Source organism: Novosphingobium sp. UBA6272, assembly GCF_002440635.1.
In the GTDB taxonomy this organism is placed as follows: domain Bacteria; phylum Pseudomonadota; class Alphaproteobacteria; order Sphingomonadales; family Sphingomonadaceae; genus Novosphingobium.
Map to the genome: position 1 here is coordinate 41,829 of NZ_DJUW01000011.1, position 22,989 is coordinate 64,817.

Annotated in this window: 16 protein-coding genes, 1 tRNA gene, 2 rRNA genes and 1 pseudogene; 5 read left to right on the forward strand and 15 right to left on the reverse strand. The window is 63.9% G+C overall.

From position 1 onward, the window contains the following. Positions 1–33: 33 nt before the first annotated feature. Positions 34–288: a hypothetical protein gene (locus B2V17_RS05745; protein WP_292996126.1), complete on the forward strand. Its 255-nt coding sequence runs from the start codon at positions 34–36 to the stop codon at positions 286–288. A gap of 71 nt (positions 289–359) precedes the next feature. Here B2V17_RS05745 and B2V17_RS05750 read toward each other — a convergent pair whose 3' ends face one another. The 9 genes from B2V17_RS05750 to B2V17_RS05790 form a co-directional block, all read right to left on the reverse strand. Then, positions 360–1,886 (reverse strand): MFS transporter, encoded by a 1,527-nt coding sequence (locus B2V17_RS05750; RefSeq protein WP_292996128.1) that lies wholly within the window; start codon positions 1,884–1,886, stop codon positions 360–362. 190 nt (positions 1,887–2,076) lie between these two features. Continuing rightward, the gene (locus B2V17_RS05755) at positions 2,077–3,075 is read right to left on the reverse strand and encodes a DUF2891 domain-containing protein (protein ID WP_292996155.1); all 999 of its coding nucleotides are present in this window, start codon (positions 3,073–3,075) and stop codon (positions 2,077–2,079) included. Further along, on the reverse strand, positions 3,072–4,007 hold the full coding sequence (locus tag B2V17_RS05760; protein WP_292996130.1) for a DUF979 domain-containing protein: 936 nt from the start codon (positions 4,005–4,007) through the stop codon (positions 3,072–3,074). Before B2V17_RS05760 ends, B2V17_RS05755 begins: the two co-directional genes overlap by 4 nt. Then, positions 4,004–4,651: a DUF969 domain-containing protein gene (locus tag B2V17_RS05765; RefSeq protein ID WP_292996132.1), complete on the reverse strand. Its 648-nt coding sequence runs from the start codon at positions 4,649–4,651 to the stop codon at positions 4,004–4,006. Before B2V17_RS05765 ends, B2V17_RS05760 begins: the two co-directional genes overlap by 4 nt. Beyond that, on the reverse strand, positions 4,648–5,298 hold the full coding sequence (locus B2V17_RS05770; RefSeq protein ID WP_292996134.1) for a hypothetical protein: 651 nt from the start codon (positions 5,296–5,298) through the stop codon (positions 4,648–4,650). The genes B2V17_RS05765 and B2V17_RS05770 overlap by 4 nt, the downstream gene beginning before the upstream one ends. Then, positions 5,295–8,894 carry a hydantoinase B/oxoprolinase family protein gene (locus B2V17_RS05775; protein WP_292996136.1) on the reverse strand — a complete coding sequence of 1,200 codons (3,600 nt, stop codon included), beginning with the start codon at positions 8,892–8,894 and terminating at the stop codon, positions 5,295–5,297. The genes B2V17_RS05770 and B2V17_RS05775 overlap by 4 nt, the downstream gene beginning before the upstream one ends. A 36-nt stretch (positions 8,895–8,930) precedes the next feature. Further along, the gene (locus B2V17_RS05780; protein WP_292996138.1) at positions 8,931–9,416 is read right to left on the reverse strand and encodes an OmpA family protein; all 486 of its coding nucleotides are present in this window, start codon (positions 9,414–9,416) and stop codon (positions 8,931–8,933) included. Further along, on the reverse strand, positions 9,409–10,641 hold the full coding sequence (locus tag B2V17_RS05785; protein WP_292996140.1) for a diguanylate cyclase domain-containing protein: 1,233 nt from the start codon (positions 10,639–10,641) through the stop codon (positions 9,409–9,411). The genes B2V17_RS05780 and B2V17_RS05785 overlap by 8 nt, the downstream gene beginning before the upstream one ends. Positions 10,642–10,643: 2 nt before the next feature. Then, positions 10,644–11,186 carry a YfiR family protein gene (locus tag B2V17_RS05790; RefSeq protein ID WP_292996142.1) on the reverse strand — a complete coding sequence of 181 codons (543 nt, stop codon included), beginning with the start codon at positions 11,184–11,186 and terminating at the stop codon, positions 10,644–10,646. 127 nt (positions 11,187–11,313) lie between these two features. Here B2V17_RS05790 and putA point away from each other — a divergent pair, with 127 nt between their 5' ends. Beyond that, entirely contained in the window at positions 11,314–14,430 is a 3,117-nt protein-coding gene (gene putA / locus B2V17_RS05795; protein WP_292996144.1) for a bifunctional proline dehydrogenase/L-glutamate gamma-semialdehyde dehydrogenase PutA, read from the forward strand. Positions 14,431–14,493: 63 nt separating this feature from the next. Continuing rightward, a complete protein-coding gene (locus tag B2V17_RS05800) occupies positions 14,494–15,960 on the forward strand; it encodes a M20 family peptidase (protein ID WP_292996146.1) in 1,467 nt (488 codons plus the stop codon). Positions 15,961–15,997: 37 nt separating this feature from the next. Here the strand turns inward: B2V17_RS05800 and B2V17_RS05805 are convergent, their stop codons facing one another. Beyond that, positions 15,998–16,753 (reverse strand): right-handed parallel beta-helix repeat-containing protein, encoded by a 756-nt coding sequence (locus B2V17_RS05805; RefSeq protein WP_292996148.1) that lies wholly within the window; start codon positions 16,751–16,753, stop codon positions 15,998–16,000. A 208-nt stretch (positions 16,754–16,961) separates the two neighbouring features. Here B2V17_RS05805 and B2V17_RS05810 point away from each other — a divergent pair, with 208 nt between their 5' ends. Both B2V17_RS05810 and B2V17_RS05815 read left to right on the forward strand, forming a co-directional pair. Then, positions 16,962–18,551 carry a fatty acid--CoA ligase gene (locus tag B2V17_RS05810; protein WP_292996150.1) on the forward strand — a complete coding sequence of 530 codons (1,590 nt, stop codon included), beginning with the start codon at positions 16,962–16,964 and terminating at the stop codon, positions 18,549–18,551. Positions 18,552–18,675: 124 nt separating this feature from the next. Further along, positions 18,676–19,917 (forward strand): annotated as a pseudogene (locus tag B2V17_RS05815) (3-hydroxyacyl-CoA dehydrogenase NAD-binding domain-containing protein); the annotation flags it as partial. Between the two features lie 94 nt (positions 19,918–20,011). Here the strand turns inward: B2V17_RS05815 and B2V17_RS05820 are convergent. The 5 genes from B2V17_RS05820 to B2V17_RS05840 form a co-directional block, all read right to left on the reverse strand. Continuing rightward, on the reverse strand, positions 20,012–20,263 hold the full coding sequence (locus B2V17_RS05820) for a hypothetical protein (protein WP_292996152.1): 252 nt from the start codon (positions 20,261–20,263) through the stop codon (positions 20,012–20,014). Between the two features lie 166 nt (positions 20,264–20,429). Continuing rightward, positions 20,430–21,620, reverse strand: a complete 1,191-nt coding sequence (locus tag B2V17_RS05825) for a cell wall hydrolase (RefSeq protein WP_292996153.1) — start codon at positions 21,618–21,620, stop codon at positions 20,430–20,432. 58 nt (positions 21,621–21,678) lie between these two features. Next, a tRNA-Met gene (locus B2V17_RS05830) sits at positions 21,679–21,755 on the reverse strand. Between the two features lie 165 nt (positions 21,756–21,920). Further along, positions 21,921–22,035: ribosomal RNA gene (rrf, locus tag B2V17_RS05835) — 5S ribosomal RNA — on the reverse strand. A gap of 116 nt (positions 22,036–22,151) precedes the next feature. Next, positions 22,152–22,989 (reverse strand): 23S ribosomal RNA (locus B2V17_RS05840); the annotation flags it as partial.

A 22,989-nucleotide genomic window follows, 5' to 3' on the forward strand; every position in this document is an offset into this window, starting at 1 on the left:
ATTTATCGGACCTGACAATGCTTGACCTTTGCCATGCCCCATAAACCCACCCCATTCCAAACAGACGCACAGAGCCGCCCCGCCAAACCCAGGCTGGCGAATCTCTTTTTCAAAAAAAGCAATTCAAAGGAAGAATGCCACTGCAAAGTTTGGAATCAAGCAAAATTTGGTCTTGATATTTGTCATTTCCTTGGCGGGTACTGCGGGCATTTGATTCGCTACATCCAAAAGCAAACAACCCAACTGCCCAAGCATCCGATTAAATTAGAACATCCTCACACTGCTTGAACATCAATCGAAGCGCATCATACATAATCAAATCAGCGTTGTGGAACTGGATTCGGGTGCCGGGACCGCCTTCAAGCGGAGCTTTGCTCCAAAGCGACACCACGCGTTTCATGGCCTAGCAAGCCTACCAGAATGATCGCCAACAGCATGGGCACAATCAAAATCCACGAAGCAATTGCAAGCCCCGGCACCAGCCCGCCCATTGCGAAGACTTGAATTGCGACTCCGCCCAGCTTGCTTGATCCGGCCACCAAGCCTGTCGCCCGCCCGCGAACTGCGGTTGCATAGCTTTCGGCTACATATGGCATCAGGACCACCATCATGCCGTTGGTTCCGACCAACAGGACCGCCATGACGACAATCAGACTTGTCCGATTTGCCAGAATTTCACTGGGCAGTGCCGTACCTACCAATCCCGCAACTGTCACCGCCATCGTGACAACCAGAGTCCATTTGCTGCTCCACCGACTGTAAAGCAGCGAGACCACTATAATCGTGGGAAGTGCGAACAGGGCAGAGCGCGCCAGCAGGCCGCTTGCTGTTCCCGCTTCATAGCCACGCATGGCAAGTTCGCTCGGCAACCAAAGCAGCAATCCGAAGTTGATCGTACTCCACGTCAGGGCAGTCAGCACCAAGGTCCAGGTGAGCCAAGTGGCCAGCGAAGCATCTCCACCCGCTTCCCGATGACCTGGAACCTGCACGATTCCGTACTGCTTTGCCATTTCATCGAGTTCGTCGGTTCTGCCCTTGGCGTGCAAGAATCCCGGACTTTCGGGGATGATCCGAGCGAAAATCAACAGGATCAGACCGGTTGGAACACCAAGCAGCCAAAGTACGCGCCAGCCATAGGTTGGCTCCAGCGTCTGGGCTGCCAGGCTTGCGGCAAGATACCCGCCGACCGCACCAAGACCGCCGACCAGAACCAGGGCCAAGCCTCTCGATTTCGTGGGTACAAACTCTGCCACCAGGCTGTATACGACCGGCAACATTCCGCCGGCCGAGCAGCCCATCAGGAAGCACATCACAAGATTCCAGGCAAAAGTTGGCATCGCACCACAAACCGAAGTGGCGACAAACAGCACCGCCGCAAGCAGGATCGAAATTCGGCGGCCATAACGATCGGCAATCCAGCCCCAAAGAAATGAACCAACGGTGGTTCCGGAAAGGGCCGAGAACGGCAACCAGGCGGTTGTGGCCTTGTCCAGTCCGTACTCACTGCGAACTCCGGGAAGAACGAAGCTCAAGGTTGCAGGCTTCATCAGGTCAATGACGAGCGCCACGGACAGTACAGCCAATACTAAGTAATGGCGTGCGGTTAGCGGCGTTTCATCGCTGATTTCGAAACGTACGGAGCTGTCCAGCTCTTTGACTCGTTCTCGCGTCGACAGGGCGCCAAAAATGGCGAGAGGAACACCTAGGGCGATCAGCACCATGCCGGCGTACATTGGCTGGTCCATCGGCATGCCGACCAGCCGATTGCCCATCTCATGCGCCATCACCAGCATTGGCAAATGCAGCGCACCTCCGGCGAATATTACTATGCATCCTATCAGAAATGCCAAGGAACCGCGTTGCTGACGCTGCAAACTGGTTCGCATGCAATTTCCCTCTGCTAATCTATTCGTGACGAATTGTATTCAAAAAGCCCCACCGTTGTAATGACTGTCCGGATTTTCGCAACAACCCAATCGGGGGCATGTGAAACGCAATTCCTGATTCCAAACTCACTGAAGAAAATCTGCCCGAGCAGCCAAAATCTCGATCAAAAAGTGACATTTAAGGCAACATCTAAGGTTCGGCCCCCACAAAGGCCAAAAGCGCAAAACTCGCCAGCCAGTGCTCACCCATATAATCGTCCGCGATGTGAGGCAGAGCAGCAGCAAGGTGCAATTCGGCGTTGTTCAGAGCAGCATCATGGACCGCGTGACCCTCGCCAAGCGCCGCCGCTATGCCGCGCCAGCACCAGGCGCGGCTGAGGTTGAGGCCGTCGAGATGCGCGATCTTGCCATCGCTGCGGTCACTGACCGTGGCTGGGGCAAAAAGGGTCGCCGGCTCGCGCTGTGCAAGGTTCGGCAGGAAGGCGTCGAACCAGACCGCGAAGTCAGTGCCCAGCACCCGGCTCATCAGCAAGGCTTCGCACAGAGTGCCTGACAGGAACTCGTCACCGCCGGGCTCCCACGCCTGTGCCGCCCGGTCCGCGCCGAACCAGTCGCGGGCGCGGCGATCGATCAGCTTGGCGAGCGCGGGATCGTGATCCAGCGCCCAGTCGCGCGCCAGGATCATCGCAAAGGCGCTGTTGAAATGGGTGCCGGTGCGGATCGGATAGGTCTGCAAGGGCAAGAAGGCGGCAAAGCGGCGCGCGAAGCGATGGGCAAAGCCATCAGCATGGCGCGCCCATTCGGCATCATGCCGCGCCATCTCACTATGGAGCGCCAAGGCCCAGGCCCAGCCGTAAGGCCGCTCGAACCCGCGCGCTGAGGGCCGGTCGAGATAAGCGCATTCGGCGGCGAAATTGTCTGCCGTCAGCATCCGCCCCGCGAGCGAGCGGACGTCCTCAGCCTCGGGCAGTTCCGGATAGCGCCGTGCGAGCCGCAGCACCTGCCACCAGCCGTGGACGCAGGAGTGCCAATCGAAGCTGCCGTGAAAGATTGGATGCAGGACCGAAGGGGCGAGCACATCGTCCGGTCCGTCCATCACGTGATCGAGCTTGTGCGGGTATTCGCGAGTCAGGTGCCCGCTGGTCAGCGCTATGAACTGCGCGGCGATTTTCGGGGTCAGCTGCATCAGAATGCCAGGAACCAGATCAGCGCGATATTGACCGCGAGCAGCGGCAGCGCGGTGGGGATCTGCGCCTTGACCACCGCATTGCGGTCTTTCAGCTCAAGCAGCGCAGCGGGAACCACGTTGAAATTGGCCGCCATCGGGGTCATCAATGTGCCGCAAAAGCCGGCCAGCATGCCGATTGCCGCCACCACCGCCGGATCGCCGTGGTATTGCCCGATCAGCAGCGGCAGGCCGATCGCGGCGGCCATCACCGGGAAGGCGGCAAAGGCATTGCCCATCACCATGGTGAACAGCGCCATGCCCAGGCCATAGGCGATCACTGCGGCGAGGCGGCTGCCATCGGGGATCACCGTGGTCATCACCGCGCCGACCACCTTTCCGACCCCGGCAAGCGCGAAAACCGCGCCCAGGCTGGCCAGCATCTGCGGCAGGATCGCCGCCCAGCCGACCGAATCCATAAGGCGGCGGCCTTCGTGGAGTGGCTCGGCCGGACCGGCGCGCAGCCAGGCCATGCCGATCGCCAAGGCAATCAGCACCCCCAGTGCCAGGCTGACGAGGGTGACATTCTTGGGATCGACAAGATCTGGCAGCGCCTTGAAACCCAGTGTGCCAATCAGCGCGACCAGCGGGATCACCAGCGCCAGCAGGAACAGGCGGTTGCCGTGGCGCGCGGCTTCGGCTTCGCGCATTGCGGCAGAACCTTGCGCCGCGCCCCTGCCCAGCCCGCCCAGCCCGGCAATCGCCACCAGCGCCAGCACCAGCAGGCCATTGGCGAAATCGCCGAGCCGGTCACCCGTCAGCATCGACAGCGCCAACAGCGCCCAGAAGGCGGCATTGCCCCAGCGCTTGGGGTTGCCGGCCTCGCGCGCCGAAAGCGCCGCAAATGCCGCGAAGACCGCACCGGCAAGCAGATAAACCTCCGACAGCCCGATCACTTGCGCGCACTCCCCATTCGCCAGATCCGGAAACCATGGATTGCGAAGGCCGCGATCGCGGTGGGGATCGCCCAGACCGAAAGCTCGAACGGCGAAAGCACGATCCCGTTCTGCTCCATGAAGCCCTTCATCAGCAGGATCGATCCGATCGCGATGAAGATGTCCTCGCCAAAGAACAGCCCGACATTGTCGGTCGCGGCGGCCATCGCCTTGATCTGCTCCGCTTCGGCTTCATCCTGCGGCTGGGCGGCAGCGACAGCCATCGGAGCAAGCAGCGGCCGCACCGTCTGGGCGTGCCCGGCAATCGAGGTTAGGCCCATGGCCGAAGTGACCTGGCGCAGCAGCAGGTAGCCGGTCAGCAGCCGCGCCAGGGTCGCGCCTTTCATTCCCGCAATCAGCGCGCGAGCACGCTCCTGCAGGCCGCGCGCCTCCATCAGCCCGATCACCGGCAGGACGATCCAGACCACGCTGACATAGCGGGTATCGTTGAACGCCTTGCCGAAGGCAGACACGATCGCGACCGGATCGAGCCCCGCCGCGAGCCCCGTTACCAGCGCCGCCAGCACGACCACCACCAGCGCATTGAGCCGCAGCATGAAGCCGCCGATCATCACCGCGATGCCGGTCAGGACCCAGTAGTTCACGCGCTGCCAGCCTGTGCAAGATTGTCCATTACAAAGCTTCCGATCGCCGAAAGATCAACGGCCGAGATTCGCGCTCCACTGAGGTGAAGAGTGCCAATCGCCTGATGCTTGCCGATCCTTCCGCTCCTTACAAGGACTCTTCCATTCGGACTCGAGAGAGCAGGCAAAGTTGGCCCGAAAAGCTCCAATGTGCGAAAGCCGATTGCCACAACCAAACGCGGCTCCATGGCTTCAACCAGAGCCTCGACAATTGGCAGACAGTGGGCTTCGATCCTTCTTCGCAACGGACTTGCGACCTCCCGTTCGAAGACGCTGACGCGCGGTGAACGGAAGAAGATTGCGTTGAGCCCGGTGGAGGCCGCCATTAGCTCGCGTCCCCACAACTTGCGCATGACAACCGCAAGTTTCCAATCGTCGGTGGCATAGTAGGAGACTGCCGGAAGATCATGCACAGGCTCGCGCAAATGAAGCTCGGGATCGGTCTGGTCTCCGCCCGGCTGGTAGCCGACAAAGAGTATTGGCGGGGCATCGAGCAACGGGCCGTACATCAAGTAATAGCCGCGGTCGCAAAGGCCCTGATGGTGCTCGCGATAGAAGGCGTGGGTATCCGCGAAGGCTTCCGAGTAAATGGCGAAGGCTTTGCTCACAAACTGCCGTACCCTCCCCCGCCCGGCGTCTCGATCACGATGACATCGCCCGGGCCGACCGTCACACCAGCGGTCGAACCAAGAACCTCAACTTCACCTGAGGTTCGTTTGACCCGGGTTTCTCCGGGCAAGGCATCACTGCCGCCGGCTAGGCCGAAAGGCCGGGTGCGGCGGCGATTGGAGAGTATGCCAGCTTCCATCACTTCGCGGAACCGGATCCGGCGAACCGCGCCGTCGCCGCCGCGCCATTGGCCTGCCCCGCCCGATCCGCTGCGGATGTGGAACGCCTCGACCAGCACCGGGAAGCGGCTTTCCAGCACTTCGGGATCGGTCAGGCGGCTGTTGGTCATGTGGGTCTGGACCGCATCGGCCCCAGCGAAGCCCGGTCCAGCGCCAGAGCCGCCGGCGATCGTTTCGTAATACTGGTAGCGGTCATTGCCGAAGGTGAAGTTGTTCATTGTCCCCTGGCTGGCCGCCATGGCGCCGAAGGCGCCGAACAGGGCATCTGTCACCGCCTGGCTGGTCTCGACATTGCCAGCGACAACGGCTGCCGGATAGCGCGGGGACAGCATTGAGCCCTCGGGTACCAGGATCGTAACCGGGGCGAGGCAGCCTTCGTTCATCGGGATCGGATCGTCGATCATGGTCCGCAGCACGTACATCACCGCCGCGCGGACCACGCTGAACGGGGCGTTGAAATTGCCAGGCAACTGCGCGCTGGTCCCGGCGAAGTCGATCGTGGCGTGGCGCGCCTTCCGGTCGATCGAGACCGCTACTGCGATCACCGCGCCGCTGTCCATTTCCAGCCGGAACGTGCCGTCTTCCAGCCTCCCGATCAGGCGGCGCACGGCTTCTTCGGCATTGGCGTGGACGTGGCCCATATAGGCCTTGACCACTTCATGCCCATGTTCGCGGCAGGCCGCCTCCAGCCCGACCGCGCCGCGCCGACAGGCGGCAATCTGGGCAGAAAGATCGCCGATGTTCTGATCGATGTTGCGCGCCGGCCATGGTCCTGAGCCAAGCAGCGCGCGCAGTTCCGCCTCGCAGAAGCGGCCCTCGTCGACCAACAGGACATTGTCGAGCAGCACGCCCTCTTCCTCGATCGAGGTGCTGGTCGGCGGCATCGATCCCGGCGCAATCCCGCCGACATCGGCATGATGCCCGCGCGCGGCGACGTAGAAGCTCGGCACTTCGCGATCGCCAGCGACGAAGACCGGGGCGATCACGGTAATGTCGGGCAGGTGCGTGCCCCCGGCATAGGGCGCGTTGAGGACATAGGCGTCGCCGCGCCTTATGCCCCTCCCGTCGCGACCTTGCCCGCGCGCCGCGATGATCCGCGCCACGCTCTCGCCCATCGAGCCCAGATGCACCGGCATGTGCGGAGCATTGGCAACCAGCCGCCCAGCCGCATCGAACAGCGCGCAGGAGAAATCGAGCCGCTCGCGGATGTTGACCGAGCTGGCGGTGCGGGCCAGCGCCGTGCCCATTTCCTCGGCAATGCCCATGAACAGGCCGTTGAAGATTTCGAGCCGGATCGGGTCGGCCTCTACCGCCCCTGCCTTCCCTGTGCTTGTCGAAGGGTGATCCTGTTCGGAAAGGCGCGACAGCCTGAGGGTTCCGTCCGGATCGACCCGCAGCGCCCAGCCCGGCTCCACCACCGTGGTCGCCAGTTCGTCGATCACCACCAGGGGACCGGACGCGTTGAACCCGGCGGCGAGCGCGGCGCGATCCCAGATCGGTACCGCGTGCGCCGCGCCATCCAGCCAGCACTCTGCCGCTTCAAGTGGCGCGCCGGTCTTCGCCGGCAAGGGCCAGGTTATATCCAGCGCCGAGGCATCCTCGATCACCGCTTCGACCCGGACCCGGTCGATCACCAACGGACCGCTGCCGTCATAGCCGAACTCGGCGCGGTGCGCGGCGGCGAAGGCCTGGGTCAGCTCGTCCGCCGGTCCGGGCGGCAGTGCGATCGCGTTCTCCGATGCCTGCGGGCGAACGAACAGGCTCGCCTCGATCCGGCTTGGCGTGCGGCCAAGCTGGGCCTGCGCCTCATCTGCCAGCCGCGCGCGCAGCGCCTCTACCGCGCCTTCCACGCCGGAATCAAGCGGCAGGCCCAGGCTTGCCTCCCGCACTGCTGCTTCGCTGGCGAGGCCCATGCCATAGGTCGAAAGCACCCCGGCGAGCGGATGGATCAGCACCGTCTCGACCCCCAGTGCATCGGCGACCAGGCACGCGTGCTGCCCGCCCGCCCCGCCGAAGCAGGCCAGCGCATGGCTGGTCACGTCGTGCCCGCGCGCCACCGAAATCTGGCGGATCGCCTGGGCCATGTTGGCCACCGCGATCCGCACGAAGCCCTCGGCGATGGCCTGCGAAGCCATCCGCTGGCCGGTCTCGGCCGCGATCTGATCGGCCAGTTCGGCGAACTTTTCCTCGACCACCGCGCGATCAATCGGCTCATCGCCGCCGGGGCCGAACAGGCGCGGGAAATGATCCGGGATCAGCTTGCCCAGCATGACGTTGCAATCGGTCACGGTCAGCGGCCCGCCGCGGCGATAGCAGGCCGGGCCGGGCACAGCTCCCGCACTTTCCGGGCCGACCACCAGCCGCCCGGCATCGAAGCGGCAGATCGACCCGCCCCCGGCAGCGACGGTGTTGATCCGCAGCATCGGGGTGCGGATCCGGACCCCGGCGACCCGCGTTTCGCTGTCTCGCTCATAATGTCCGGCATAGTGCGAAACGTCGGTCGAGGTGCCGCCCATATCAAAGCCGATCATCTTGTCCGCACCGCTGGCCTTAGCGGTTCGGGCCATGCCGACAATCCCGCCGGCCGGGCCGGAGAGGATCGCATCCTTGCCGTGGAACCGCGCGCCTTCAATCAGCCCGCCGCTCGATTGCATGAACAACGCTTGCCCAGACCCGCCGAGCTGCGCGCTGAAGCTATCGACATAGCGGCGCAGCACTGGGGACAGGTAAGCATCGACCAGCGTGGTGTCGCCGCGCGGCACCAGCTTGATCAACGGGGCCAGCTCATGGCTGACGGAGACCTGGCTGAACCCGGTTTCGCGCGCCAGCTCGGCCAGTCGCGCCTCGTGCGCAGTATGTTGCCAGCCGTGCATCAGGACGATTGCAATCGAGCGGAAGCCTTCGGTGAAGGCCGCGGCAAAGGCAGTGGCAGCCGCCGCCTCGTCCAGCGGGCGCAGGACTTCTCCTTCCGCCGTCACCCGCTCATCGATCTCGATCACCCGGGCGTGGGGCGGCTGGGGCAGCACGATCTTGCGCACGAACAGTTCGGGCCGGTCCTGGCTGCCGATGGTCAGCGCATCGCCGAAGCCCCTGGTGATCACGAGCACACAAGGCTCGCCCTTGCGCTCGAGCAGGGCATTGGTGGCGACGGTGGTACCCATCCGCACCGCGCATGGCGGGAGCGGGCCTGCGGGGGTCCCGGTCAGCTGCCGGATCGCGGCGATTGCGGCGTCTTCGCCGCGCGCCGGGTCTTCCGACAGCAATTTGGCGGTGCGGACCGTGCCATCGGGTGCGCGCGCGACGACATCGGTGAAGGTCCCGCCGCGATCGATCCAGAATTGCCAGGCCGCGCTCATTGCTTGCTCATAAGCGCTGGCGCGGCCGGGGCAATCTCAGTTCGCGTCTTCCGGGCTGACGATGATCACCACCCGGCGGTTCTGCGCGCGGCCTTCGTCGGTGTCGTTGCTCGCGACAGGCTGGGTTTCACCCACACCCTGATCGCGAATCCGCGCTGCATCCATCCCGGAGGCCGCCAGTCCACCCTTGACCGACGCGGCGCGGCGCTGGGACAGGCCAAGGTTGTATTCGCTTGATCCGGTCGAATCGGTGTGGCCAACCACGCTGGCACCGCGGATGTTGACCGCAACCAGGCTTGTCGCAATCCTGCCAAGCACGGCGCTGGCTTCAGGACTGAGGTCGCTCTTGTCGACCGCAAACAGCACCCGGTCTTCCAGACCGAGCTCGTAATTGTCGGAGACCGGCTTGAACCCCAGTTCGGTCATCGCCGCGACCTGGGCCTTGTTAAATCCGGGCTTCTTGGGAACCGTGGCGCAGGCGGCCAGCGCCGCCAGCACCAACATGAGGATAATATTACGCATTTGCCAGTGCTCCCGATCCCGCGTCGCCGCGTTTGTCGCGGTACATCTCGGCATCGGCCTTGCGCAAGAGGTCTTCGATGGTTTCCCCATGATCGGGGAACAGAGCAACTCCGACGCTGAGCTTGGACCGGGCGATAATCCCGCTGGGCAGGCGATAGGGCTTGTCCATTTCGGTCCGGATCCGCTCGAGCACCAGATCGACATTGCCCTGGTCGCTGAGCGGAGCGAGCAGCACGGCGAATTCGTCGCCGCCCATCCGGAAGGCCAAATCGTGCTGGCGGATCGCGCCGCGCAGCCGGTCCGCCACCGCGATCAACGCTGCGTCGCCGCTTTCATGGCCATGGCTGTCATTGATCGACTTGAAGCGGTCGACATCGAAGAACAGCACGGCAAACGAATGTCCGCCCCTTTGGGCCTGAGCAATCGCATCGCCGACCACGCTTTCGAACAGCTGGCGGTTGCCGAGGCCGGTCAGACCATCATGGCTGGCCCGCCAGGCGAGTTCGCGGTTCTCTGACGTCAGACCGGCATGCCAGCCTTGCAGCTCGGCCAGCAGCGCGTTGAAATCCTGTCCAAAACGGTCGATCTCGGCGATACCAGAGGCCGGAATGCGCCGTTCGAATGCGCGATCTTCGCGGACCGCGTGGGCCACTTCGGCAACGTGCTCAAGCGGGCGGACCACCTCATTTTGCAGCCGCCGGGCCAGCACGCGCGTCGCCAGCACCGTCAGTCCGAGGCACGACAAGGCGATGATTGTCCCGGCCAGGATGTAGCGCAGCAGCCCTTCCGAATTGCCGTAGATCCGCACTTCGGCGATGTGTTGCTCACCGCGGTGGATCTGATCAATCGCAGGCTGGGGCCAGAACAGCCGGTTGGCGGCGCGGCTGAGCGAGGCCAGAGGGCCGCTGGCCGGGTTTTGCCATTCAGCCAGCATCTGGCCCGTGGGGTCAAGCACTTCGACCCGCTCGATCCCGCGCCCGGCCGCTACCGAAACCACGCCGTCGCGGATCGCATCGCGGTCTTCAAACAGCACGGCCGGCTCAACCGTATAGGCAACAGATCGCGCGACCAGTTCCAGATTGCGCTGGGCATAGTTGCGGATCACCAGCCCGCCGCTTAGCACCAGGCTGAGCGTGGCAAGCAGGATCGTGAACAGGATCAGCCGCAGGTGCGCCCGGGCCAGCAGATCGCGCAAAGTCGGCAGGCGCTTGGCGGGATCAGCCATGGTCACAGCCCTCCCTGCGCCACGCGCAGCACGCGCGGATCGACCTTTAGCCCTGAGCGCGAGATCGCGTCGATATTCATGCGGAAGCTGAGGCCCTTGGGCTGATAGGTCAGCGCGAACATCGCCTCGGCGGCGTTCCCCGGATCGGCTTCGGCAATGGTCAGAACGCCGCGTCCGCGCACCGCTGTGGTCAGCTGGCGCTGTTGGGCAATCGAAAGATTGCCGAGGTAGAGCACGTTGCAGCCGGCAATTCCGCCGGGCGAAGCGCTGACGTTGCGCCGCTCAACCCGGCGGCCGTCGCTGAGCCTGATCCCGTCCAACTGCCCCGCGTGCTGAGCCGCACCGGCAACGCAGAGTCGGACAGGTTCCTGGCGGGATGGCCAGCGGGTATACTCGATCATTGCCCGGACTGTCCGGGCCACTGCCCCGGTGTAAACGCTGCCACCGTTCGAACGCGAGCCAAGCGGCATGTCCGCCATCGCCAGCAAGGGCGGCGCGGTCAGGGCCAGCAAGGGCAAGACAGGAAAGACGGCTTTCAGCTTCATGCAGCTGTGGCCCTAGCGCGGTGTTGCAGGCAGGAGAATAGCGTCTGTGCCGCGCGGAGACTAAGTTTTTCTACAGGTTGCCCCCTCGGATTGGTTTCCAATGCAACCGGTGCTAGAGGCCTGTCCCATGCCTGGACAGATTGACCGTTCCGCCCTGCGTGCCGCCTACCGCATGGAGGAGGAAGTCTGCCTTGCCGAGCGAATCAGGCAAGCTGCTCCGGCCAGCGCGGTCCACGGCGAAGCCAGCCGGATCGCCGCGCGGTTGGTGGAAGGCGCGCGGGCCCGCAAGGCCAGTGGGCTCGATGCCTTCCTGCAAACCTATGGCCTCGGCACCGATGAAGGCATCGCGCTGATGTGCCTGGCTGAGGCCCTGCTGCGGGTGCCCGATGCGGCGACCGCCGACGCGCTGATCCACGACAAGCTGTCAGGGATCGACTGGGGCGAACATGTCGGCGAAAGTGCAAGCACCTTCGTCAACGCCGCCACCTTCTCGCTGATGCTGACCGGGCAGGTCCTGCAGCAGAAGCAGGCTGGCGGGTTCGGCGCGAGCCTGAAGCGCGCGGTCGGCCGCCTGGGCGAACCGGTGATCCGTCAGGCGACCTTGCAGGCGATGAAGATCCTGGGCGGCCAGTTCGTGTTCGGCCGGACGATTGACGAAGCGCTGGAGCGCGCCGCGCCCGAACGCAAGCAAGGCCTGACCCACAGCTTCGACATGCTGGGCGAAGCGGCGATGACCTTTGACGATGCCGAGCGCTATCGCCGGTCCTATGCCGGTGCACTGGTGCGAATCGCCCAGGAGGCTGGCTCGGGCGTGGTCCGTTCGCCGGGAATTTCGGTCAAGCTTTCGGCGCTGTTCCCGCGCTATGACTTCTTCCACGCGACCGCCGCGCGAGCAGTGCTGGTACCCATGCTGAAGGAACTGGCGCTGCAGGCCAGCCGCGCCGACATCCACTTCACCATCGATGCCGAAGAGGCCGAACGGCTGGAGCTGTCGATGGACATCATCGAAGAGCTGGTTGCCGATGAAGAGCTGTTCGGCAGCGGCTGGCAGGGCTTTGGCCTGGCGCTGCAGGCCTATTCGAAGCGTGCGGTGCCGCTTGTCGAGTGGGTTACGGCGCTGGCCCGCAAGTACCACCGCCGGATCATGGTCCGGCTGGTAAAGGGCGCTTACTGGGACAGCGAGGTCAAGCTTAGTCAGGTCGGCGGGCATCAGGACTATCCGGTCTTCACCCGCAAGGTCGCGACCGACGTGTCCTACCTCGCCTGCGCGGCCAAGCTGCTGGCCGCACCCGATGCGATCTACCCGGCCTTCGCCACGCACAACGCCTATACCATCGGAGCGATCAAGGCGCTGGCCGGCCTGGCCGAGTTCGAATTCCAGCGCCTCCACGGGATGGGCGAGGACGTTTACGAGGAACTGGCGCGGATCGAGGCCGAGGCCGATCACCCCCGCACTCCAGTGCGGATCTATGCCCCGGTGGGCGGGCACAAGGAGCTGCTGGCCTATCTGGTCCGCCGCCTGCTGGAAAACGGCGCGAATTCGTCGTTCGTCAACCGCATGGCCGACGCCGAAGTGCCGGTGACCGAACTGGTTGGCGATCCGGTGGTGGAGCTGACGGCCCTGTCGCCGCGCCGCAATCCGGCGATCCCTTTGCCGCGCGATATCTTCCCGGGCCGGATCAATAGCGCAGGGGTGGATCTGGCCGATCCGCTGGTGCGGGGGCCGCTTCTGGACGAACTGGCAACACTGGCAGAGCGGAACGACTGGCGGGCTGGACCGAGCTTTGAACACAAGCGCGGCGGAGCGATAGCAGCGGTGCTCTCACCCTATGACAATGGCGCTACGATCGGCCATGTGCGCGAAGCCAGCGCGGCCGAAGTAGCGGAAATGATTGAGCGCGCGGTTGTTGCCCAGCCCGGCTGGGACGCGTTGGGCGGTGCAGCGCGCGCCGAGCGGCTGGAGGCAGCAGCCGACCTCTACGAGGCGCACACCAGCCAGTTCCTTTCGCTGTGCCAGCGCGAGGCCGGCAAAAGCCTGATCGACAGCGTGGCCGAACTGCGCGAGGCAGTCGATTTCTTGCGCTACTACGCGGCCGAGGCGCGCGCTCACTTCACTGCCGAGGGTACCGCCCTTCCCGGCCCGACCGGGGAAAGCAACCGCCTGACCCTGCACGGGCGAGGCGTGATTGTGGCGATCAGCCCGTGGAACTTCCCGCTGGCGATCTTCACCGGGCTGGTTGCCGGGCCGCTGGCCGCAGGTAACACGGTGATCGCCAAGCCGGCCGAGCAGACCCCGCTGATCGCCGCGCTGTCTGTGGAACTGATGCACCGGGCTGGAATTCCCATCGAAGCGGTCCAGCTTGCCCCCGGCGATGGCAAGGTCGGCGCGATGCTGACCGGCGATCCGCGCGTTGCCGGGGTGGCCTTCACCGGCTCGACTGAAACCGCGCGCGCGATCAACCGCAGCCTGGCTGGGCGCGATGGGCCATTGGCAACGCTGGTCGCCGAAACCGGCGGGCAGAACGCCATGATCGTCGACAGTTCGGCCCTGCCCGAACAGGTTACCCGCGATGTCCTGGCCAGCGCCTTCCAGAGCGCCGGGCAGCGCTGCTCGGCCTGCCGGGTGCTGTTCCTGCAGGACGATGTCTACGATTCCATGCTGGACATGATCCGGGGCGGGTTCGAAGCGCTGGTGATCGGCAATCCCGAGGAGCTGGCCACCGATGTCGGCCCGGTGATCGATGCCGAGGCCAAGGCCAAGCTCGACAAGCACATCGCGGCGATGAAGAAGCGCGGCCACCGGGTGTGGCAGCGCGAATTGCCCAAGGCCTGCAAGGCCGGGACCTATGTTGCCCCGACCATTATCGAGATCGGATCAATCCGCGAGCTGGAGAGCGAGCATTTCGGCCCGATCCTGCATGTCGTGCGGTTCAAGGCCGAAGCGCTCGATCAGGTGATCGCCGACATCAACGCCACCGGCTTTGGCCTCACGCTGGGCCTGCACAGCCGGATCGACGCAACCCGCCGCCTGATCGAGGCCAAGGCCCGGGTCGGCAATTTCTACGTCAACCGCAACCAGATCGGCGCCGTGGTCGGCAGCCAGCCGTTTGGCGGCGAGGGCCTGTCAGGCACCGGACCCAAAGCTGGCGGACCGCACTATCTGGCCCGTTTCGCGACCGAGCGGGTGACCTGCATCGACACCACTGCCGCCGGGGGCAATGCCAGTTTGATGGCCAGCGGATAGGTGATTGCCTTGATCCCGCATCCCGCCTAGCCATTGGCAAAACGGGGCAGAGGAGCGGGTTCGATGAAGAAATGGGTTCTGGCCGCCGGCGCGGCGGTCGTTGCGCTGGGCGGGGTCGTGGCGGTTCGTACAGCGACTTTCACGCCCGATGCGGTCGCCGATGGCTCGACGATCAAGGTGGCGGCCGCCGTTCCGGTCGATACCCAGACGGCCGCCCGACACATGAGCGAAGCAGTCCGGTTCCGCACCATCAGCAACCAGGATCCGGCCAAGAACGAACTGGCGGAGTGGGACAAGCTCCACGCCTGGCTGGCCGCAACCTACCCCAAGGCCCATGCGGCAATGCAGCAGGAGAAGCTGGGCCAGACGCTGGTCTATACCTGGCCCGGCAGCGATCCCGCCGCCCAGCCGATCATCCTGATGGCCCACCAGGACGTGGTTCCGGTCACTCCCGGCACCGAAAAGGACTGGAAGCACGATCCCTTCGCCGGGACGATCGCGGATGGGGCAGTCTGGGGCCGCGGAACGATCGACGACAAGGGCCAGCTGGTCACCATGTTCGAAGCGATGGAGGCACTGGCCGCGCAGGGTTTCAAGCCCAGGCGGACCGTGATCGTGGTCTCGGGACATGATGAGGAAGTCGGCGGGACCGGCGCGGCGGCGGCCGCGAAGCTGCTCGCCAGCCGCAAGGTCAAGGCGCTGTTCACGATCGACGAAGGCGGGGTGATCACCACCGATACCCCGATGATCAATGCTCCGGCGATAATGATCGGGGTGGCCGAAAAGGGCTATGTGACGCTGCGGGTCCGGGCCGGTGCGCCGGGCGGACATTCCTCGATGCCGCCCGAGGAGATCGGCACCGTCAACCTGGCCAAGGCAGTGGTCGCAATTCATGCCGACCAGCACCCGATGGAGCTGCGCGGCCCGGCGGCAGGCATGGTCGATGTGCTGGCCGCCAAGGCCGGAGGCACGGCAAAGATCGCGGCGGCCAACAAGTGGCTGCTCGGCCGACAGATCGTCTCGACCATGGCCAAGAGCCCGTCGGCGGCGGCGATGGTTCACACCACGGTTGCGCCGACCATGCTGGAAGGCTCGCCCAAGGAAAACGTCCTGCCGCAGAGCGCCAATGCCCTGATCAACTACCGCATCGCGCCATGGGACAGCTCGGCCAAGGTGCTGGAACGCGCCCGCGCCGCGGCCAAGGGCTTGCCGGTGACCGTCGATTTCACCGAGCGAGGGCCGCGTGAGCCGACCCCGGTTTCGTCGTCGACATCGCTCGGCTGGCAGCTGATCGTCGCCGCCGCACAGGCCGGGCATCAAGGCGTGATCGCCGCGCCCTATCTGGTGGTTGGCGGAACCGACAGCCGCAGCATGACGCCGGTTTCCGACGATGTGTACCGCTTTGCCGCGATCAGCCTGTCGACCACCGAAACCAAGATGATCCACGGCACCAACGAACACATCACGCTGGCCAATCTGGACAGCGCGATCGCGTTCTACACCCGCCTGATTGCCACCGCCGCTGGGTAAGGCCCTTGAGGCCTCACCCGGCTGGTCGCTGCTGCACTTATCCCTTGGGGACGATTACCGGCGCATCGCCCGGGCACAGCACATTGTCGCCATAGGATCGGATCACCCCACCTGCCGCTATGCTCAGGCACTTGGTCGATACGATGATCTGGCTGCCGGAAACCTCGGCGACGTTTCCGGCCCCGGAGACGAACACCCCGGCGGTCGTATTGGTGACGAACAGCGAATCATAGATCCGCGCGGTCCCCTGCAACCCGCTGGAAGTCACCCGGACGGCATTGTTGCTGTTCGTGATGAACACGTTTTCCAAGGTCAGGTTGGCCTTGGCCGGGGTATTGAGTGTGATCCCCGAGGTAGTGAAATTGCGGATGCTGGTATTGCGGACAACCACGTCGCGCGCCTGCAGAATGTTGACGCCGTTGAGACCAGTCCCCAGCCCCTCGATATCCAGGCCTTCCAGCACTATCCGGTCGCTAGCCCCAGCATTGATGACAATTGCATTGGTGCCCGAGACCAGCACGCCAGCCACCCCATTCTCCGCCCGGATCGTGATCGACTTGGTGATCGTCACCGCGCCGAACCCTCCCGGATCGAGTGTATTGATCTCTCCCCCGGCAGCAGTCTTGCTGATCGCCCCGGCAAATGTCTTGCACGGCGCGGTGCGCGAGCACGGATTGGCATCGTCACCCACGCCCGAAACCCAGGTACGGGTGGCCTGTGCCATGGCCGGAGAGGCCTGAAGCATGAAGATGGCGACAAAGGCCACCAGAATTCGAGACAGATACTTGTGCATTGTCTTCTCCCATCGTGGCTTCGTCGGTCAGCAGCGACCACTTTATTCTTGTCCAACGAAGGAAATAAGTCGGTTCGACTCGGCCGGACAAATGCCGCGCGAGTGATGTCATGGTAGCAGCGGCGGGTAGGCCGTCAATCGCGCCGCCGATTGCCCTTGCCCTCTTTAATCGCGCGGTTAAACTGCCCGCAAGGGAGAGCGAGGACTCATGCTGGATCAAGAAACCTATGACCGTCTGCTGGCCAAGGCACGGTTGACCGCCGACCTGTTCACCTTCGACGAATTCCTGCGCTATTGGGCCAAGGACCGGCCTGACCGGCTGGCAATGGACGGCGACGATCTGCGCTTCAGCTTTGCCGAGCTGGAGGACGCCACTGCCCGGGTCGCTTCGGCGCTGCTGGCGATGGGGCTGACCAAGGGTGACCGGGTCTGCTGGTTTGGCAAGAACAGCGTGACCTATTTCACCCTGTTTTTCGGCGCGGCACGCGCAGGGATCGTGATGGTCCCGGTCGGCTGGCGCCTGGCCGAGCCCGAGGCCGCCTTCATCATCGACAATGCCGAGGCCAAACTGCTGTTCCTGGGCGACGGGTTCGAAGCCTGCGCCAATACGCTGGGCCAGCGCCCCGGTCTGGACCGCTGTTTCACCTCCGAAGAGGCTCGCCGCGAAGTGCTGCAGGCCCCGCGAACAGAGTTCACCCCTTCCGGCCCGGACGAGGCGATCCTGCAGCTCTATACCAGCGGCACCACCGGCAACCCCAAGGGCGCGGTCCTGTCCAACCGCAACCTGTTCGGGCTGCGCAAGGCCAACCTCGAAAGTCCGCCGCCGCATACGCTGTGGGATGAGGATGAGGCCGTGCTGGTCGCCATGCCTTGCGCCCATATCGGCGGCACCGGCCTGGGGGTAATGGCGCTCGCCGCCGGCCTGCCTGGCGTGGTGCTGAGCGAGTTCGATCCGGTCCGCGTGTTCGACGCGGTCGAAAACCGCGGCGTCACCCGCTTCTTCATTGTTCCCGCCGCGCTGGCCCTGCTGCTCAATCACCCCGATTGCGCGAAGACCGATTTCAGCCGGATCAAATATATCCTCTATGGCGCCAGCCCGATCCCGCTGGAACTGCTGCGCGAATGCATCGCGATGTTCGGCGCGCAGTTCGTGCAGAACTACGGCATGACCGAGACCACCGGCACCGTCTGCGTCCTGCCGCCCGAAGACCACAGCGTCGAAGGCAACCAGCGGATGCGCTCGGCCGGAAAGCCGCTGCCGGGGGTGGAGATGGAAATCCGCGCACCCGATGGCACGGCCCTGCCGGTCGGCGAGATCGGCGAGATCTGCACCCGCTCATCCAGCAACATGCTCGGCTACTGGAAGCTGCCCGAAGCGACCGCCAGCACGATGAAGGACGGCTGGGTGGCGACCGGGGACATCGGCTACATGGACGAAGACGGCTATGTCTACATGTACGACCGGGCCAAGGACATGATCATCACCGGGGGCGAGAACGTCTATCCGGCCGAGGTCGAGAGCGGAATCTATGGTCACCCCGATGTGCTCGAAGTGGCGGTGATCGGCGTACCGGATGAAAAGTGGGGCGAGGCGGTCAAGGCGGTCTGCGTGCCCAAGCCCGGCCAGACCATCGATCCCGACAGCGTGATCGCCTGGGCGCGCGAGCGGCTCGCCGGGTTCAAGGTGCCCAAGAGCGTCGACGTGATCGAAATGCTGCCCCGCAACCCCAGCGGCAAGATCCTGCGTCGCCAATTGCGCGAACCCTATTGGGAAGGGCGCGAGCGACAGATCAACTGACCCTACCTCCGTTCGTATCGACGCAGTCGAGACACTGCGCATGGCATCTCGACTTCGCTCGATGCGAACGGCTAGGGTAGTGTGAAACGAAAGGTAGAATCCCATGTCCGATCCCCTTCCCGGCGCGCAAGCGCATATCGAGGCCGCGCTGAAACTGGCTGCGACGATCGACGACCTGCCCGCCGATACGCCGCTGATCCCGATCGCCAAGGTCGGCGTGATCGGCGCGGGCACGATGGGCGGCGGGATCACGATGAACTTTCTCTCGGCCGGGATCCCGGTGACGATCGTCGAGGCCGAACAGGCCGCGCTCGACCGCGGCGTCGGGGTAATGGGCAAGAACTACGAAGCCAGCGTCAAGCGCGGGCGGATCGAGGCGGCCGATGCGCAGACCGCGATGGGTCGTCTGACTCCCAGCCTCGATTTTGGCGATCTGGCCGATTGCGACCTGGTGATCGAAGCGGTCTATGAATCGATGGACGTGAAGAAGGACGTGTTCGGTCGGCTCGATGGCATCGTGAAGCCCGGCGCGATCCTCGCCAGCAACACCAGCTACCTTAATGTCGATGAAATCGCGGCCGCAACCAAGCGGCCCGAGGCGGTGCTGGGGATGCACTTCTTCTCGCCCGCCAACATCATGAAACTGCTCGAAGTTGTGCGCGGGGCCAAAACCGGTGCGAGCCAGCTTGCCACGGTGATGCAACTGGCCGGCAAGATCCGCAAAGTGCCGGTCGTCTCGGGCGTGTGCCACGGCTTCATCGGCAACCGCATGCTCTCCAAGCGCCAGGAACAGGCCAACGCCCTGCTGATGGAAGGCGCGGCCTATTACGATATCGACCAGGTCCTGCTCGATTTCGGCTTCCCGATGGGGCCGTTCCAGATGGGCGACCTGGCCGGGCTCGACATCGGCTGGCACCGCGATCCCAGCAAGGTCACCACGATCCGCGAAGCGCTCTGCGCGGCGGGCCGCTGGGGCCAGAAGACCGGCAAGGGTTTCTACGACTACGCCGAAGACCGCACCCGTACCCCCTCGGACGAGGTCAAGGCGATCATCGCCGACTTCGCCGCCAAGAGCGGCGTGACCCAGCGCGAAGTCAGCAAGCAGGAAATCTTCGAACGGCTGCTTTACCCGATGGTCTCCGAAGGCGCCCTGATCCTCGAAGAAGGGATCGCCCAGCGCGCCAGCGACATCGATCTGGTCTGGCTCAACGGCTATGGCTGGCCGGCCTGGACCGGCGGGATCATGTACTGGGCCGACCATGAGGGGCCGGCGAAGATTGTCGATGGGCTGACGCGGCATGGACTGCCGGTGGCGGGGTTGCTGGAGAAGCTGGCGGGGGAAGGTGGGAAGTTCTCAGGAGGCTGAATTCTGACGGGCAGCCAGCTTCACGGATGCGCTTTACCGGCATCTTGCGAAATCATGTAGTTCCCCAGCGGCTCAAGAGGCTCGCAACGCCAGATCAAAGGATCACGCCCTGTCGGTAGGCGATCTTTGCATCGCCTTTCGGACGTTGCCCCCTTACTGTGACTTCGACGTGGGGAATGTGATCAATTCGAGTCAACAATTGGCCGATGAAAAGTGCCGGACCCACCCCGGTCTCAGCACCAATTTCCACATGCAGACGCCAAGCGCCAATGTCCGTTCCATAATTGCGAACCACCACGTCGCTGCCAAAAGTCTCTCTGGCTGCGTTCTTGATAAACGCTTCCAACGAACCGGGAAGTTGGCATGGCACCTTTGGCGGCTGCGCTGGTCGGGCTTGTGGCATGCAACGACGATACCAATTCAGCCACTGCCAGCAAGATGCCGAGCCAATATGACCTGTTCTTAGTAGCTATATCTTGCGCGACCAATCGGGTCGTTGACTTAAATTGCGCCTATCGCGCCCGCGGGATGCACTTCTCGCGCGGCTGCCCGGTAAACGTATCGCAATTGTAGAGCACAATCTCCGCTCCTGCCGGATCACGCGCATAGCTGAATTGCAGCGCGGCGCGGGCGGCGCCGGTCAGCGGCAGGGCGGCCGGAATCACGCTGCGATCGGACCAGCCCATTACCCGGCAGCTGCCTTCACCCGGGCACAGCTTGCGCGCCATGGCGAGGGCGCTGTCGGCCCCTGCAGCGGGGGCGACTGTCACGAAGCTGGCCTTGCCCGAGGGGAGACGCATCACCACGTCGCCGCCGGTAACCGCCGGAGTATCGCTGGGCAGCGGCGGCATGGCCACCGGCCCCATGCCGAGGTTGGTCGCTGGCAGACTTTCCAATCCAGCCATCGGTGCGGCCGCACTGGGCCGGGCCATCAGCGCGGCTAGCGATGGCTCACCCTGGGCGTCGTAGAACTTCCGCCACGATCTGACCGAGCCCCAATAGCCGGGCCAGCGCAGGAACAGGTGGGTTTCGACCTGCGCAATCTTCTGCAGCTTGGGGCTCCACCAAGGGAACACCCAGTCGGTGTGGTAATGGGTGGCATTGCCGACCGCAGGAAAGACGAAGCCCTTCAGCGCCTGTTCGGCGCGCGCCCGGGCGGCGGCCCAGCTGGCGGGATCGTATTGCCGCGCCAGCGAGCCATCGCAGGTGAAGCTGAACTGGCAGCCGGTGGCACGCTCGGATCCTTCGAACACCACGCCGCAGACCGAATTGGCAAAGGCGGGATGGCGCGCGCGGTTGAGCACGACCTGGATGACCGCGCGCTGGCCGGGATCGCTCGATCCGGCTTCGGCCATGGCGGCAAGTGCAAGACAATCGCGGGCATTGGCAAAGTCGGTGTCGGTTCCGTTGAAGCGGTATGGAGGCGCAGGATCCAGCACTCCACCAACGAAGGGAACCGCGGCGTTCTGGGCGCGCGGATCACTCGATCCCGGCAATGGCAGTGTAAAGTCCGTTGGCGGCAGGGCGGACGGGCTACCCGGCAAGGACGCAAGCTGGGCCAAGACCCCTTCAGCACTTCCTGGCATGGGCATGGCTTCTGCCGTGCCACCCGGCACGAACCGGAAGCTGGCCCAGATCAGAAGCAGCAGCGGCAACAGCGCCAGCAAGGCGACGGTCATCCGGCGGTTCAGCGGATCGTCCATACGCGTGTACCGTTTCGCCTCACCATCAAGACAAAACCCCGCCGAGGCGGGGTTCTGGTGGTTGCGGGGGTAGGATTTGAACCTACGACCTTCAGGTTATGAGCCTGACGAGCTACCGGGCTGCTCCACCCCGCGTCACCGTCCGGCAGCCTGCGAAGACTGCCTTTGATTGCGCCCATGTAGGGCGAAACTTGAGCGGCACAAGCCCCAGAGACACGAAAAGGGCCGCGAGCGGCCCTTTAGGTGCGGGCAAATGCCCTGACATGTGAATGGGTTTATCCCGTGCCCGCCGGCTATAATGCCTGGCGACGCCCTACTCTTCCAACGCTTGAGCGTTAGTACCATCGGCGCAGTCAGGTTTCACGGCCGAGTTCGAGATGGGATCGGGTGGGTCACTGACGCTATGGTCACCAAGCAATAAAGCAGGCGGACATGGGTTTTAATCGATGCACTTTAGTGCGTTATTAAGGCGCGATCTGGCTGAAAATCGCCCACATCACGGCAGCAAAGCTGTCATTGATGGTGGAATTCTCAAGCATGATCAGAGTTATTAGGACTGGTTAGCTCCACACGTTACCGCGCTTCCACATCCAGCCTATCAACGTGATGGTCTATCACGACTCGAAGATACCTTATCTTGAGGGAGGCTTCCCGCTTAGATGCTTTCAGCGGTTATCCCGTCCATGCATAGCTACCCTGCTGCGCTCCTGGCGGAACGACAGGTACACCAGAGGCATGTTCACCCCGGTCCTCTCGTACTAGGGGCAACTCCTCTCAAGTATCGACGCCCACGGCAGATAGGGACCAAACTGTCTCGCGACGTTCTGAACCCAGCTCACGTACCACTTTAATTGGCGAACAGCCAAACCCTTGGGACCTGCTCCAGCCCCAGGATGTGATGAGCCGACATCGAGGTGCCAAACGATTCCGTCGATATGAGCTCTTGGGAATCATCAGCCTGTTATCCCCGGCGTACCTTTTATCCGTTGAGCGATGGCCCTTCCACGAGGGACCACCGGATCACTATGACCGACTTTCGTCTCTGCTCGACTCGTCAGTCTCGCAGTCAGGCAGGCTTATGCCATTGCACTCTAACAGCCGGTTTCCAACCGGCCTGAGCCTACCATCGCGCGCCTCCGTTACTCTTTAGGAGGCGACCGCCCCAGTCAAACTACCCGCCACAGAGGGTCCCTACGCCGGCTAACGGCGCGAGGTTAGACATCAGAAACAAACAGGGTGGTATTTCACATTTTGGCTCCACACCAGCTGGCGCCGGCGCTTCAAAGCCTCCCACCTATTCTACACAATTTCTTCCTAATGCCACTCTGAAGCTGCAGTAAAGGTGCACGGGGTCTTTCCGTCTAACCGC

What these genes read in the sequence shown, in the direction of transcription:
- B2V17_RS05745 (WP_292996126.1), top strand. Translation starts at nt 34, where the DNA reads ATGCCCCATAAACCCACCCCATTCCAAACAGACGCACAGAGCCGCCCC.
- B2V17_RS05750 (WP_292996128.1), bottom strand. Translation starts at nt 1,886, where the DNA reads ATGCGAACCAGTTTGCAGCGTCAGCAACGCGGTTCCTTGGCATTTCTG.
- B2V17_RS05775 (WP_292996136.1), bottom strand. Translation starts at nt 8,894, where the DNA reads ATGAGCGCGGCCTGGCAATTCTGGATCGATCGCGGCGGGACCTTCACC.
- B2V17_RS05780 (WP_292996138.1), bottom strand. Translation starts at nt 9,416, where the DNA reads ATGCGTAATATTATCCTCATGTTGGTGCTGGCGGCGCTGGCCGCCTGC.
- B2V17_RS05785 (WP_292996140.1), bottom strand. Translation starts at nt 10,641, where the DNA reads ATGGCTGATCCCGCCAAGCGCCTGCCGACTTTGCGCGATCTGCTGGCC.
- B2V17_RS05790 (WP_292996142.1), bottom strand. Translation starts at nt 11,186, where the DNA reads ATGAAGCTGAAAGCCGTCTTTCCTGTCTTGCCCTTGCTGGCCCTGACC.
- putA (WP_292996144.1), top strand. Translation starts at nt 11,314, where the DNA reads ATGCCTGGACAGATTGACCGTTCCGCCCTGCGTGCCGCCTACCGCATG.
- B2V17_RS05800 (WP_292996146.1), top strand. Translation starts at nt 14,494, where the DNA reads ATGAAGAAATGGGTTCTGGCCGCCGGCGCGGCGGTCGTTGCGCTGGGC.
- B2V17_RS05805 (WP_292996148.1), bottom strand. Translation starts at nt 16,753, where the DNA reads ATGCACAAGTATCTGTCTCGAATTCTGGTGGCCTTTGTCGCCATCTTC.
- B2V17_RS05810 (WP_292996150.1), top strand. Translation starts at nt 16,962, where the DNA reads ATGCTGGATCAAGAAACCTATGACCGTCTGCTGGCCAAGGCACGGTTG.
- B2V17_RS05825 (WP_292996153.1), bottom strand. Translation starts at nt 21,620, where the DNA reads ATGGACGATCCGCTGAACCGCCGGATGACCGTCGCCTTGCTGGCGCTG.